This is a genomic window from Burkholderia sp. AU30198 (genome assembly GCF_020419825.1).
In the GTDB taxonomy this organism is placed as follows: Bacteria; Pseudomonadota; Gammaproteobacteria; order Burkholderiales; family Burkholderiaceae; genus Burkholderia.
Genome location: NZ_JAIZSA010000002.1, coordinates 47,543 through 60,192, shown reverse-complemented (window position 1 = coordinate 60,192; position 12,650 = coordinate 47,543). Strand labels below are relative to the sequence as shown.

Annotated in this window: 14 protein-coding genes; 11 read left to right on the top strand and 3 right to left on the bottom strand. The window is 67.0% G+C overall.

What is annotated here, in order from left to right:
- Positions 1-6: 6 nt before the first annotated feature.
- The gene (locus LGN19_RS05760) at positions 7-1,374 is read right to left on the bottom strand and encodes a substrate-binding domain-containing protein (protein ID WP_043177410.1); all 1,368 of its coding nucleotides are present in this window, start codon (positions 1,372-1,374) and stop codon (positions 7-9) included.
- Positions 1,375-1,571: 197 nt separating this feature from the next.
- On the opposite strand from LGN19_RS05760, the gene LGN19_RS05755 reads away from it, so the two are divergent.
- Together LGN19_RS05755 and gspF are read left to right on the top strand one after the other, a co-directional pair.
- Positions 1,572-1,754: a hypothetical protein gene (locus LGN19_RS05755; RefSeq protein ID WP_226213558.1), complete on the top strand. Its 183-nt coding sequence runs from the start codon at positions 1,572-1,574 to the stop codon at positions 1,752-1,754.
- Positions 1,755-2,015: 261 nt separating this feature from the next.
- Positions 2,016-3,233, top strand: coding sequence for a type II secretion system inner membrane protein GspF (gspF, locus tag LGN19_RS05750; protein WP_122947474.1), 1,218 nt, complete (start codon positions 2,016-2,018; stop codon positions 3,231-3,233).
- A gap of 11 nt (positions 3,234-3,244) precedes the next feature.
- Here the strand turns inward: gspF and LGN19_RS05745 are convergent, their stop codons facing one another.
- On the bottom strand, positions 3,245-3,691 hold the full coding sequence (locus LGN19_RS05745; RefSeq protein WP_226213557.1) for a type II secretion system protein N: 447 nt from the start codon (positions 3,689-3,691) through the stop codon (positions 3,245-3,247).
- Between the two features lie 72 nt (positions 3,692-3,763).
- Between LGN19_RS05745 and gspG the strand changes: the two genes are divergently transcribed.
- From gspG to LGN19_RS05705, 8 genes are all read left to right on the top strand, one after another.
- On the top strand, positions 3,764-4,243 hold the full coding sequence (gspG, locus tag LGN19_RS05740; RefSeq protein ID WP_374102098.1) for a type II secretion system major pseudopilin GspG: 480 nt from the start codon (positions 3,764-3,766) through the stop codon (positions 4,241-4,243).
- Positions 4,244-4,247: 4 nt separating this feature from the next.
- Positions 4,248-4,751 (top strand): GspH/FimT family pseudopilin, encoded by a 504-nt coding sequence (locus LGN19_RS05735; protein ID WP_226213556.1) that lies wholly within the window; start codon positions 4,248-4,250, stop codon positions 4,749-4,751.
- Positions 4,693-6,273 carry a type II secretion system protein GspL gene (gene gspL, locus LGN19_RS05730; RefSeq protein ID WP_319000624.1) on the top strand — a complete coding sequence of 527 codons (1,581 nt, stop codon included), beginning with the start codon at positions 4,693-4,695 and terminating at the stop codon, positions 6,271-6,273. The genes LGN19_RS05735 and gspL overlap by 59 nt, the downstream gene beginning before the upstream one ends.
- On the top strand, positions 6,237-6,749 hold the full coding sequence (gspM, locus tag LGN19_RS05725) for a type II secretion system protein GspM (RefSeq protein WP_226213554.1): 513 nt from the start codon (positions 6,237-6,239) through the stop codon (positions 6,747-6,749). The genes gspL and gspM overlap by 37 nt, the downstream gene beginning before the upstream one ends.
- Before the next feature lie 164 nt (positions 6,750-6,913).
- Positions 6,914-7,660: a secretin and TonB N-terminal domain-containing protein gene (locus tag LGN19_RS05720; protein WP_226213553.1), complete on the top strand. Its 747-nt coding sequence runs from the start codon at positions 6,914-6,916 to the stop codon at positions 7,658-7,660.
- Between the two features lie 6 nt (positions 7,661-7,666).
- Positions 7,667-8,215, top strand: a complete 549-nt coding sequence (locus LGN19_RS05715) for an RNA polymerase sigma factor (protein WP_043177401.1) — start codon at positions 7,667-7,669, stop codon at positions 8,213-8,215.
- 11 nt (positions 8,216-8,226) lie between these two features.
- Positions 8,227-9,222, top strand: coding sequence for a FecR family protein (locus LGN19_RS05710; protein WP_122947468.1), 996 nt, complete (start codon positions 8,227-8,229; stop codon positions 9,220-9,222).
- A 257-nt stretch (positions 9,223-9,479) separates the two neighbouring features.
- Positions 9,480-9,731, top strand: a complete 252-nt coding sequence (locus tag LGN19_RS05705; protein ID WP_226213552.1) for a FecR/PupR family sigma factor regulator — start codon at positions 9,480-9,482, stop codon at positions 9,729-9,731.
- A 265-nt stretch (positions 9,732-9,996) separates the two neighbouring features.
- Here the strand turns inward: LGN19_RS05705 and LGN19_RS05700 are convergent, their stop codons facing one another.
- Positions 9,997-10,821, bottom strand: coding sequence for a hypothetical protein (locus LGN19_RS05700; protein WP_175016967.1), 825 nt, complete (start codon positions 10,819-10,821; stop codon positions 9,997-9,999).
- 164 nt (positions 10,822-10,985) lie between these two features.
- On the opposite strand from LGN19_RS05700, the gene LGN19_RS05695 reads away from it, so the two are divergent.
- The gene (locus LGN19_RS05695) at positions 10,986-12,635 is read left to right on the top strand and encodes a type II toxin-antitoxin system Phd/YefM family antitoxin (protein ID WP_226213551.1); all 1,650 of its coding nucleotides are present in this window, start codon (positions 10,986-10,988) and stop codon (positions 12,633-12,635) included.
- The last annotated feature ends 15 nt before the right edge of the window (positions 12,636-12,650 follow it).

Sequence of the window (12,650 nt, the reverse complement as noted above, 5' to 3'; positions counted from 1 at the left end):
TACCGCTTAACGGCCGGTGTACAAGGAGCAGTTGCCTGCATCGCCGATGTCCAGGCCGTTCCCGCTCGAGTTGCTCAGGAAGTTCGCCGAGATCGCGGTCCGGAAGCTCGACGGCACGGTGTCGAAGCCATTGCCATGAACGACCGATGCGTAGCTGGCGTTCGTGTAGTGGTTGTTCAGGAAGCTCTGAACATTCGATGCAACCGTCGGGTTGGCGTAGCACTGGCTCAGGATGATCTGGCTCGTGCCCGATACCGGATAGCCGGCCTTCGGGTTGGCGAGAGCCGCGTAATTCGGCCCCGAGACCGGTACCCATGCATTCGGATCGGCAGGGTTGGACGGGGCGGCAATCGTGCCCAGTGCCGTCGTTGCGTTTGCATACGTCGGTGCGTAGTACACGCCGTTCGTCGAGTTGTACAGGCTGGCGACCGGAAGCTGCAGCGCGCCCGACGACGTCACGACCGAGCTTTGCGACGCGAGGAACGTGTTCGTGTAGTCCGGGCTCAGGTACGCGACGGCGGCAACGCCTGCCGACGACAGCGATGCGAGCGAGCCGCGGACACCGGTCACGACACCATTGACAATCGGGCCGCTGCCCGAAGCGCCGATGAAGTTCCCCGGCACGCCGGCCGGGAATGCCGTCGTGTTTGCAAACGTCAGCGAATCGACGAACTTGACGCCCGTCGCCGTGTTGCCGGCCGTGCAGACAGCGGCCAGGTGACGGGTCAGCAGTTCGGTCGTGCCGCTGCTGTCCGAGCGATAGATGACCTTGATCGGGGCGTTCGTCGAGTAGAGGCCGCCTTCCGGATTGGTGACCTGATTCCAGTTCGTCAGCTTGCCCGAGAAGATGCCGCACAGGTCGTCGTCGTTCAGCGCGATGCTGTGCGCTTGACCCGGCGTCGTTTGCGGCGTGTTCGCGCTCGTCACGGCCGGACCGTTGACGACCGGCACCGTGATGGCCGTCACGATGTACGGGATCTGGATCAGCGGGCCGCTGTTCGCGCCGATCGTGCTGGCGTTATACGACGCGACTTGCGCGGTGGTCAGCGCGGCATCGCTGTTCGCGAAGTTGACCGTGCCCGTGACGCCTGCGCCGAGGTACGTCGGCTGGTTGTTCAGGAACGCGTTCTGGCCTGCGCCCGAACCGACCGAGAAGTACGTGAATGAGGCGTTGGACGAGCCGAACAGACCGAGTTCGCCGGAAGCCGTCACGGGCGGGGTGACGTTGGGGTTGGCGCTGGCGCCGATCGTCGGCGCGACGAGCGACGAGCCACCACCTTGAATCAGCGGGCCTGCGGCCATCGCGACGGATGCACCCATGCCCGAAACGACGAGAGCGAGGACTTGACAGATCTTGCGCTTGCTGGATTTCATGAGAAATTTCCTTGGACGAAGATAAACGGGAAGCCTGCTGCTGCGGTTTGAATACCGTGTAGACCGCCGGATAAATGTAGGAGGAAATCCGTATGCGGCGTGTGAATTTTTAATAACGAATGGTACGGAACATTTTTGGCGATATTGCCAATGCTTTATCCGGATTGGTAGGCGGTGAATCGGGATCGATTCGCGGGATGAATGATTCCCAGATGTTGGGAAGATGGTGGCGTACCGTGGTGACAGACTTGCGCTGCAGGCGTGTTGGCGCACACGGCAGCTATATCGCAACATCAAGTCAGTTTCGTGGCGGATGCTACGGAACATTTCTTCTGGCGGCGCATCGGCTATCCGATTTATATATTCATGAAATTGATTGAATGGTGTTAATTGGAGAGTATTGATTCGTGATTGACGGGCGGTAAATTATTGAATAATTGATGCTATCGATATGAATTAAATCATTTATCCAATATAAGATCGCCGGCCGAAAGTAATAACGCCTGCCAGAGCCAAAAAAGGTAGCCCAACATCCGTCACAAATCTGCGCCGGTTCGCTCCGTAGTCTTCCCTGACGACTCCGTCCGACTCGTTGCACGACGTCGCCGAGCAAGTCGCACACGTGACACGAGGGCACTGACATGTCGGCATTCCGTTACGAAGCGATCGATCCCACCGGCCGCACGCTGAAAGGCGTGCTCGAAGCCGACAGCGCGCGCGCAGGCCGCAGCCATCTGCGCACGCAAGGTCTCACGCCGCTCGTGGTCGAACTCGCCGCGCAGCGCCTGCACGGCGAACGTCATCAACGCCTGTCGCTCGGCCGCAAGCTGTCGCAGCGCGAGCAGGCGATCATCACGCGCCAGCTCGCGAGCCTGCTGGTTGCGGGGTTGCCGCTCGACGAATCGCTGTCGGTGCTGAGCGAGCAGGCGGAGCGCGAATACCTGCGCGAGCTGATGGCGTCGATCCGTGCGGAAGTCGTCGGCGGCCATTCGTTCGCGAATGCGTTGAGCCAGCATCCGCGCGACTTTCCGGAGATCTATCGCGCGCTCGTCGCGGCCGGCGAGCACACGGGCAAGCTCGGCATCGTGCTGTCTCGCCTGGCCGACTACATCGAGCAGAGCAACGCACTGAAGCAGAAGATCCTGCTGGCGTTCACGTATCCCGGCATCGTCACGCTGATCGCGTTCGGCATCGTCACGTTCCTGCTGAGCTACGTGGTGCCGCAGGTGGCCAACGTGTTCACCAGCACGAAGCAGCAGTTGCCGACGCTGACGGTCGTGATGATGGCGTTGTCCGATTTCGTGCGGCACTGGTGGTGGGCGTCGCTGCTGGCGACGGTCGCGATCGTCTTCGCGATCCGCAAGGTGCTGTCGCAGGACGGGCCGCGGCTGAAGTTCGACCACTGGCTGCTGGGCGCGCCGCTCGCCGGCAAGCTCGTGCGCGGCTACAACACCGTGCGTTTTGCAAGCACGCTCGGCATCCTGACCGCAGCCGGCGTGCCGATCCTGCGCGCGTTGCAGGCGGCCGGCGAAACACTGTCGAACCGAGCGATGAGCGCGAACGTCGACGATGCGATCGTGCGCGTGCGCGAAGGCTCGGCGCTGTCGCGCGCGCTGGCCCATACGAAGACGTTTCCGCCGGTGCTCGTGCACCTGATCCGCTCGGGCGAGGCGACCGGCGACGTGACGACGATGCTCGACCGCGCGTCCGAAGGCGAATCGCGCGAGCTTGAGCGCCGCACGATGTTCCTCACGAGCCTGCTCGAACCGTTGCTGATCCTGGCGATGGGCGGCGTCGTGCTCGTGATCGTGCTCGCGGTGATGATGCCGATCATCGAGCTGAACAACATGGTGCAGTGATGTGCTGCGGCTCAGCGCACGAACGCGTTGGCGTTCTGCACGGCGGGCAGCGCGATCTCGCGTTGCAGGCCGTTGCGGTCGACGACGATCGAGCGGGCGCGCACTTCAGCAAGCTTCGCGGCTTCACCGATCACCGAACCGATCCGCACGACGCGCGCCGCTTCGCCGCCGACGCTGACGATCGCGGCTGCACGGCGCGCGTCGAATGCGAGCACGCCGAGCAACTGGATCGTGTTGCGGCTGTCGTCGGGTTTGGCGCCGAACAGCTGCGCACCGGCCGTGACGTCGAACGGCGCGGGCGGCGCGGGTTGGGCAGGGGCCGGTGCATCGGGCGCGTTCAGTGCGCGCGCGGCCCACATCGAAACGGCGACGAGCGCCGCGCCGGCTGCAAGCGTCGCGACGAGCGCCAGCGGATCGATGCGGGACGGAACGGTGCGAAGCAGGGCGAGCGGTTTCATGGCAGCGAATGGGTTCGGTGGGTTCGATGAACAGGAACGGTTTCCATTCTTTGACGCAAGGGTGAATGCATGATGACGCGCCACGAAGAAGTCCGAACGTTGCATGCCGGCCGGCCGCATGACAGCGCGCGCCGTCGCATGCAACGCGGCTTCACGCTGATCGAGATCATGGTGGTGGTCGCGATCCTCGGGATTCTCGCGGCGCTGATCGTGCCGAAGATCATGAGCCGTCCCGACGAGGCGCGCCGCATCGCCGCGAAGCAGGACATCGGCACGATGATGCAGTCGCTGAACCTGTATCGACTCGACAACGGCCGCTATCCGTCGCAGGAGCAGGGGCTTGCCGCGCTGGTCCAGAAGCCGACCACCGATCCGGTGCCGAACAACTGGAAGGACGGCGGTTATCTGGAACGCTTGCCGAAGGATCCATGGGGTAACCCGTATCAATACCTGAACCCGGGCGCGCATGGCGCGATCGACGTGTTCAGCTACGGCGCGGACGGCAAGCCGGGCGGCGAGGGGAACGATGCGGACATCGGCTCGTGGCAGTAACGGCATGAGGATCGCGCTCGTCAGGAAACAGCGTCCGCTCGCGTTGCGCCGTGCGGCCGGCTTCACGCTGCTGGAGATGCTCGTCGTGCTCGTGATCGTCGGGCTGCTGGTCGCGGTCGTGACGCTCGCGCCGTCGCGCAATCGCCGCACGGATCTGGCCGAGGAAGCGCAGCGGCTCGCGAACCTGCTCGAATCGGCCGGCGACGAAGCGCAGGTGCGCTCGATGCCGATCGCGTGGCAAGCGGTGGGCGGCGGCTATCGCTTCGTGCAGCGCACGGAAAGCGGCGCGTGGGCGCCGATGACGGACGACATGTATCGCGCGCGCCGCTGGGGCACGGAGGTGACTGGCGTGTCGGTGCGTTACACGGGGGGCGGCGAAACGCCGTCGCGTATCGTGCTCGGCAGCGAAAGCATCGACGTGCCGGTGACGATTACGTTGTGGTCGGGCGATGTGCGGGTGGCCGTCGTCGGCACGGGCATCGGCAACTTCGTCGTGCGTCGGCCATGAGTGGCGCACGAAGCGTCCAGGAGGCGCGATGTCGAGCCTGATCGTGTTGCTGCCGTCGATCGGCGCGTTCGATGCGGCGGGGTGGGAAGCCACGGAGATGCCGTACGCGCTGTTCGACCGCCGTGGGCGATTCGTGCAGGCGGGGCGCGTGCATCGTGAAGTGTGGCCGAAGGCCGGATCGACCGTGCTCGTGCTCGCTGCGCGGGATACGTTGCTCGTCGACGTGAACCTGCCACCCGTAAAGGGAGAGAAACTGCGGCGCGTGCTGCCGCATGCGGTGGAGGAGTATCTGATCGGCGATGCTCAGCAGAGTCATGTCGCCGTTGGCCCGGCTGCAAACGGCAATGCAGCGCGGCCCGTGGCGGTCGTCGATCGCGAGCGGTTCGGCGAAGTGATTCGCTGGTTCAACGAGGCCGGCCATCGGCGCGTGCGTGCGGTGCCGTTGATCCACTGCATGACGACGACGGTGTACGGTGAGCCAGTGGATGGCGGCGAGCAAGGCAATGTGTTGCCCGAGTCCGCAAGGTCACCCACATCGCGAACACTTGCAATACCGAACGACCACGATGACGGCGAAGCGGCAGTGCTCATGCACAGCGAAGCCGATGTGCTGATCGCCAGTCCTCCGGCATTGAGCGAAGCGGATACCGGACGTTGTGAAACCGATGTGCTGATCATGTGTCCATCCGCATCGAGCGAAGCCGATGCCGATACCGATACCGATGCGCGTGGCAACCCGCTCCGATTCGAACTCGCCATCAAGCGTGGGTCATCGGGGTTTGGCTTTGAAACGCGTGCGTCGGCGCTGGATGCGACGATTGCCGAGTTGTCGAAACACGATTTCGTGCGGGTACACGCGCTGGTTGTCGAGGGTCACGACGATGTCGAAGGCGGCGCAACAGCCGCATCGGACCTCCGCGCACGCATGGCCGGACCATCCGCATTCCCTCTGGCCGCACGAACACTACGGTGGGACGCACTCGCAAGCAACGCGCTCGACTGCAAGTTCGACCTGTGCCAGTTCGAATTCGCCCGCAGCGCCTCACGCGCCGCCACGGGCGGATGGCGTCGCTGGCGCGTGCCTGCCGGCCTGGCGATCGCATCGGCCATCATCGCGATCACGACGATCAACGTGCAGTGGTTCCAGCTACGCCACCGCCAGGATGCGTTGAATGCAGAGCTGACGGCCCGTGTGAAAGCCGCTTTCCCTGAAACGAAAGTGCTGCTCGACCCGCCGCTGCAAATGCGGACCGGGCTCGAACGCCTGCGCGCGGCGGCCGGCGAGCTGCATGCAAACGATTACCTGGCGCTGTCGGCGTCGCTGTCGCGTGCGCTCGGCCCGATCCCGTCCGATGCGATCGCGACGCTCGACTATCGCGACGGCACGCTCGCGGTCGCCTTCCGTCCCGGTACCGCCGTCGACGGCGACGGTTTCCGCCAGCGCCTGCAGGCACAAGGTGTGACGGCCAACGAGGAGGATGCAAAGTGGATGCTCGGCTCCACGCGGCCCGCGCCGCGCTGACGCAGTGGCTCGACGGCCGTTCGCCGCGCGAGCGCACGCTGCTGGCGGCGGGCGGCACCGTGTTGTTCGCGGCGCTGGTCTACAACGTGATCTGGGAACCCGCGTACACGGGGCGCGCACGCATTGCGGCCAACCTGCCCGCATTGCAACGACAGGTGGCTGAAGCCGGCGGGCAGCTCGCGGAGGCACGACGCCTGCGTGCGGCCGCAGCAATCCGGCCGCCGGCCGGCGTGGCGCTGCGGGATGCGCTTGCCGCGTCGCTTGCACAGGCAGGCATCGCGAAAGCACAAGTCGCGGTGCTCGGCGAAGGCATTCAGGTGGACGCGAAGGGCATCTCGTTCGCCGCCTGGATGGACTGGCTCGACCACATGCGCCACACGCATCACGTGCGGGTCGTGAGCGCACACGCGAGCGCGGACGGCAAGCCCGGTGTGACGACAGTTTCGGCGTTGCTGCAGCCGCAAACGGCCCGTTGAATGCGAATTGCATGAACGCAGCGAAAGTATTGAATCGCATCGCTGCACGCTTCACCTGACTGTCATAGTGCCCGCTCACAATCTGATGTTCGTTTGCTGCGAAACCGCTCACGGGGGTGCGCATTTCGCCGGCAACATGCAACTCCACTTCCGTCCAGGGATTCATGACACGTTCACGGGCGCCGATCGGTGTCCTGGCGCTCGTCGCGTGGCTGGCGTTCGTCGTGCCGTGCATGCACGGCATACACGCGCAGGAGACCGGTTCCATCGTCCGCCAGCCCGGCAGCGTCGTGCGCTTCGATCTGCCCGCGCAGCCGCTCGCGAAGACCTTGCAGGACTTCGCGCGGCTGACCGAGCTGATCGTGCTGGCGCCGGCGCCGCTGCTCGACGGGCGCACGAGTGCGCCGGTCCAGGGCGAATTCGCGCCGCGCGACGCGCTCGAGCGGATGCTGGCCGGAACGGGGTTGCGTGCGGAATTCTCGCGTCCGGACGAAGCGATCATCGTCGCGCAGTCGGCCGACGAGCAGGCGCCCGCGACGGCCGACACGCCGGCGGATGCGGCCTTGCCGATCGACGGGATCGGCGATTCCGGCGATCGGCACGCGTTCGCGGGCCTGCTGCAGGCGCATCTGATCGATGCACTCTGCGTGCAGCCGGGAGCCGTGCCGGGCAGCTATCGACTCGTCGCGCAGGTGCGCATCGACAACAGGGGGGCGGTGGTGGCGGTCAACATGGTGGCATCGAGCGGTTCGGCCGCCCGCGACGCGGCGGTGATGCGCGCGTTGCGTGCAATGAAGCTGGACGACGCGCCGCCTGCGGACCTGCCGCAGCCGGTCACGATCCTGCTGCGGCCGGCCGGCAATGGCGTGCATTTCCGCTGTCCGGCGCCGCAGCCGGCCGTCCGGGGCTAGGCCGCGATGACCGACAGCAACCGCACCGGGCTCAGGAAGCTGCTGGCGACGCGCTACGCGTATCTCGTCAGGCGCCTCGAGCGCGTGACCGGGTCGAAGGACGGCGCCGCCGACGCACTGCATGAAACCTGGCTGCGCCTCGAGAACGCGAACGTTTCCACGCAGGTGACGAACGCGGACGCCTATATACTCGGGATGGCGAACAATGTCGCGATCGACCAGCATCGCCGCGAACGCCGGCATCTGCACGACGACGATGTCGAGACGCTGCTCGAGATGCCCGACGAACTGGCCGATCCCGAGCGCATCGTCGCGGCGCGTCGCAAGGTCGAGACACTGAAGGACGTGCTGCGCGGCCTGCCGCCGCGGCGCCGCGCGATCCTGCTGGCCGCCCGTGTGGACGGCCTGCTGAACCGCGAAATCGCCGAGCATTTCGGCATTTCGCTGCGGCTCGTCGAAAGCGAGCTGAGTGCGGCAATGAAGTACTGCCTGCAGCGCATGCAGGAAGACGGCGATCCGTACACGGGCACGCGAGGCGGCCCGCGTAAATTTTGAGCTTCAAGACGATGACGAAAGCCCAGGCCGAACCTGCCCACGACGAACTCGATGAAGCGAGTGCGTGGCTGCTGCGTCTGCGCTCGGGAGACGCGAGCCAGGCCGAAGCCGATGCGTTCGAGCGCTGGTGCGCCGATCGTCCGCAAGCTGCCGATCTGCTGCGCGATACCTGGAGCTCGCTGCGCACGGCGGCGACCGAACTTGCACACGAGGAACGCGCGGCCGCTGCCTGGGCAAACGTGGCAAAGCGCGAGCGCACGATGCGCACCGGGCGGCGCGCGTTCATCGGCTTCGCAGTGGCGGCCGGCGCGTCGTGGCTCGCGCTGCGCCCGCCGATGCAGTTGTGGCCGTCGCTCGGCGATCTCGCGGCCGATTACCACACGGGCACCGGCGAGCAGCGCAGCGTCGCGCTGTCGTCGCGCGTGACGGTGGAGTTGAATACGCAGACGCGCCTCGACGTGCTGGCTGCGAGCGATGCCGCACACGGCGTCGAAGTCGTCGCCGGTGAGGCGGAGATCGACGCGGCCGCGCCGCCGGCCGACCGCGTGACGCCGATTCAGCCCGTCACCGTGGTGGCAGGCGGCGGCCGCATGCAGGCGACCGTCGCGCGCTTCAACGTGCGGCGCACCGGCTCGCAGGTCTGCGTGACCTGCCTGTCCGGCACGGTCGCGCTCGAGCATCCGCGCGGTGCGCGCACGCTGACGGCCGACGATCAGGTCGTCTACGACGATCGCGGCGTGCAGCCCGTGTCGCGAATCGATCCGGGCGCGGTCAGCGCATGGCGGCGCGGGATGCTGGTGTTCAACGGCGTGCCGCTTGCCGATGTGGTCGACGAGATCAACCGCTACCGGCGCGGCAAGGTCATCCTGCGCAGCGCGTCGCTCGGCGAAAACCGGATGCAGGCGCAGTTCCCGATCACGCGGCTCGACGACGTGATCGACATGGTCGGCCGCCTGTATGGCGCGCACATCACGCGCCTGCCCGGCAACATCGTGCTGCTGAGCTGACCGGCTTCCCGCGTTTTACTTTTCCTTCTTCCTCCCGCTCGCGATGCGTTCGCGTCGCTTCCGGCTGTCCGCGCGCTGCGGGTTACGGCCGTCCGATACGACTTGATCAATGAGGGCCGGCAAACGCCGGGCCGTCTGTCAGGGCGGCCCGGTGTGACGTCGTCGGACCCGAGGCGTGGGTGGCAAGCGCCCCGGCCGTGCAGCGATGCGCGGTGTGGGGGATGTGTGTCGATGGAGCTTCGGGCGGTGGCGTGATCATGAACGAATCGCAACGGGATATGGATCCCGGCGACGCGAATACGCGCGCCGATGCGATCCGCGAGGGCGCCGTGCGCTGGCTGCTGTGGTTGCGCGCCGGCGACACGACGGAACAGGAACTCGACGCTTTCGCACGCTGGCGCGCGCAGAGCGACGAGCATGCACGCACGGTCCACGAGCTGATCTGGATGTGGGCCGTGCTGGAGATGGTCGGCCGCCAGGAGCCCGGCGGGCCGACGCGCACGCATTGATACGGCGGCTCGTCGTGCGCACTGGTGTGGTGCGCAAGCGCATTTGCGCGGTGACACACGTGCGCTGAAAGAAAGTATGCGGGTTAGGCGGGCCCGCTTCGACCTTGTATATGAGAGAGCGAGGGGGCTGTACAGAGGGGCTGTAAAGCGGAGACCGGGGAACGGAGGCCTGAATGGGCTTCCGGATCACCGCACTCGCATGGTGGCGGGCGTGGCCGGGTACGTGCCGGCCGCGTCACGCAAGCCCCGATGCACGACTCGGGATTCAGGATGGCGACCCGGGCTGCAGGCCGGCGCGTGCGCCGTTCCAGGCGGCGTCGAGCGGATCGCCGGCATCGCGCAGCGGCTCGCGCAGAAAGGGAAAGCGTTCGACGAACGGTGCGGATTCTTGCAGGGCCACGATATGGTTGACCATCCATTGCAGCAGTTCGCCGCCGTGCCGGACCTGTTCCGGCCGCCAGTCCGGCATCGTCGAGAAGAGGGCCGAGAAGCCGCTCCAGCGCGACGGACGGTCGTTGTCGCCGGGCCGGAAATAGGTGTTCATCGCGACGTCGTGCGCGTCGGTCAACGCGCCGACGAACAGCCCGTGCGGCGTCGGCACGCCGATCTGCTGCCAGCCTTCCGCGAGCGCCAGCGAGCGCATCACGCGCGCCGCGACGAACGCGACGCGCGTTTCCTGCTCGATTTCCGTCAGCGACATCACGCCGTTGCGCTGCATGCAGCGCGCGACCGCGTGCGGCCGGATTACGTTCGACGCGAAGCTGCGCAGCACGAGGTCGGGCACCGTCAGTTGAAGCTGGAATTCGCGCAGGCCGTGCTCGGCGCTCATCGTCGAAAAGTTGACGAACAACCCTTCGGCGTGACCGAGCGCGCCGACGTACGGCTCGAGCCCGAGGCGGGCGAGCTTCGGCGCGATCTGGCGTTCGAGCAGCCGCATCAGGTTGCGGCGATTGCGCACGCCCGTGAAGTCGTCGAGGCCGCGCGTGACCACGTCGCTGATTTCCCAGCGGCGCTCGTCGGCGACGAGCCGCGGGGAGCCGCTCAGGTCGAACCGGGCGCGGCCATGGGCCACGCGGGGATCTACGTACATGCCGGTGCCTCGTGCATCGATTGCGGGCGGACCGCCGCGGCGGTGCGCCGTCGCGCGGGTCCGGACGCCCACGATGCTGCGGCGTCGTGGGCGGCCCGTCAAGTGCGCGTGCGCCGCGATGCAGGCGAACGAGTGCGCCCGGCCGAACAGTGTGGAGTGACTGGATGATGCGCACGATTGTGGAACGCTTCGTCGAACAGAGCCCGATGACGATCATGACGCGGCTCGTGCTGCAGTGCGCGCTGCACGACGACTGGATCGACGCCGCTGTCGACGCGGACGAAGAACCCGACGACGAGTCGATCCGCGAGACCCTGTTCGCGCTGGCGGTCGATGCGATCGCGGCGATTGCCGCGCAGACGCAGATGCCGCACGCGGTGCCCGGAAACGCTTCGTCCGCGTCCGGCGCCGCGGTGGCCGCGCTACACGACGGCATGAGCCGATGGCGGGCCGGCTGGGGGCGGGCGCTCGTCAGGGACAGCGTCGATCTGCTGTTGCCCGTCGCGGCAGCGCGGGCCGACGAACGCGGGCGCACGCTCGGCGGGATGCGGCTGCGCGTGCTGGACGGCACGGGCGACAGTTGCGCGCCCGGCGGTGGAGGTTGCGACTGCGGCCGCGCGTGCGACGACCCGGTGCGCGATGCGGCGCTGGGCCTGACGAGCGCGCGCGTGCTGCCGGTCTACGATCCCGAGCTTGCAATGATCGTCGACTTGATGCCGGTCGAGCGCGGCCGCGCGCATGAACGTGCGTTCGTCGGCGCGATGCTGGAAACCGTCAGGCCCGGCGAGCTGTGGATCGTCGACGGTCGTTTCGACGTCGACGCGATCGTGTCGGGCTGGCCGCGCCGCGGTGGTGCATTCGTGCTGCGCGACGACGGCGGCGCCGCATGCCGGCCGCTCGGCGGCTGGCGCGATGCCGGCGCGCTCGATGGCGGCGACGTTCGCGAGCAGGCCGTCGGCATCGCGGGCGATGGCGAAGCGGCCGGCGCGCTCCGGCGGATCGAGTGGCGCGGTCACGGGCTCGACGGCCACCCGGGCGCGATGGTCGCGGTGCTGACGAACCTGCCGGCGGAGCAGTTCGATGCGTGCCAGGTGATGCAGCTGGCACGCCGGCGCTGGCGCGACGCGCTGCCGTTTTCGCTCGAGGCGGTACTCGGTGGCGCGTTGTTCGGCGGCGTGCCTGCTCGCGCGTCGCTGCTTGCGAGCGGCATCGCGGCGCTCGCGTACAACGCGTTCAGTGTGATGACGCGCGTCGTCAGCGGCGCGCTCGGTCTGGATGAGCGCGACGCGGAGCGCGTGCCGTCGCATATCGCCGACGGCGTCACTGCGACCTACGCGGGGATGATGATCGCGCTGCCGTCCGACTGGTGGCGACGCTACGACCAGTTGCCTGCGGCGACGCTCGGCCAGATCGTGCGGATGCTTGCCGTGCACGTCGATCCGCGCAGCGAGCGGCGCCGGCGTCGCGACAACCGGCTGTCCGCGAAGTCTCAGGCGCTGCTGCGCGCGGCGACGCTCGAACACCTGCTGCATGACGACGGCGGTGACCCGGCCGCGAACGTGTTCAGCCTGCGCACGATCGCGATGGCGACGCGCGACTTCAGCAGCAATCCGTCGAAGGCGCTGCGGCACGCGGGCGAGGCGCTCGTGATGGTCACCAAGTACAACCGGCCGATCGCGCTGCTCGTGTCGATCGACGACTGGAACCGGCTGCTCGGCGAAGTGCGCGAGACGAGCCTCACGCGGCTGTCGTTCGACTGCGCGGCGGCGCAGGGCATGCGCTCGGTCGCGTTGAGCGAATCGTCGCTGAACTAGCCGACGATGACGAAG

Excerpts from the sequence above, each read along its gene's own strand:
- LGN19_RS05760 (WP_043177410.1), bottom strand. The coding sequence starts at position 1,374 with ATGAAATCCAGCAAGCGCAAGATCTGTCAAGTCCTCGCTCTCGTCGTT.
- LGN19_RS05755 (WP_226213558.1), top strand. The coding sequence starts at position 1,572 with ATGAATGATTCCCAGATGTTGGGAAGATGGTGGCGTACCGTGGTGACA.
- gspF (WP_122947474.1), top strand. The coding sequence starts at position 2,016 with ATGTCGGCATTCCGTTACGAAGCGATCGATCCCACCGGCCGCACGCTG.
- LGN19_RS05745 (WP_226213557.1), bottom strand. The coding sequence starts at position 3,691 with ATGAAACCGCTCGCCCTGCTTCGCACCGTTCCGTCCCGCATCGATCCG.
- gspG (WP_374102098.1), top strand. The coding sequence starts at position 3,764 with ATGACGCGCCACGAAGAAGTCCGAACGTTGCATGCCGGCCGGCCGCAT.
- LGN19_RS05735 (WP_226213556.1), top strand. The coding sequence starts at position 4,248 with ATGAGGATCGCGCTCGTCAGGAAACAGCGTCCGCTCGCGTTGCGCCGT.
- gspL (WP_319000624.1), top strand. The coding sequence starts at position 4,693 with ATGTGCGGGTGGCCGTCGTCGGCACGGGCATCGGCAACTTCGTCGTGC.
- LGN19_RS05720 (WP_226213553.1), top strand. The coding sequence starts at position 6,914 with ATGACACGTTCACGGGCGCCGATCGGTGTCCTGGCGCTCGTCGCGTGG.
- LGN19_RS05715 (WP_043177401.1), top strand. The coding sequence starts at position 7,667 with ATGACCGACAGCAACCGCACCGGGCTCAGGAAGCTGCTGGCGACGCGC.
- LGN19_RS05710 (WP_122947468.1), top strand. The coding sequence starts at position 8,227 with ATGACGAAAGCCCAGGCCGAACCTGCCCACGACGAACTCGATGAAGCG.
- LGN19_RS05705 (WP_226213552.1), top strand. The coding sequence starts at position 9,480 with ATGAACGAATCGCAACGGGATATGGATCCCGGCGACGCGAATACGCGC.
- LGN19_RS05700 (WP_175016967.1), bottom strand. The coding sequence starts at position 10,821 with ATGTACGTAGATCCCCGCGTGGCCCATGGCCGCGCCCGGTTCGACCTG.
- LGN19_RS05695 (WP_226213551.1), top strand. The coding sequence starts at position 10,986 with ATGATGCGCACGATTGTGGAACGCTTCGTCGAACAGAGCCCGATGACG.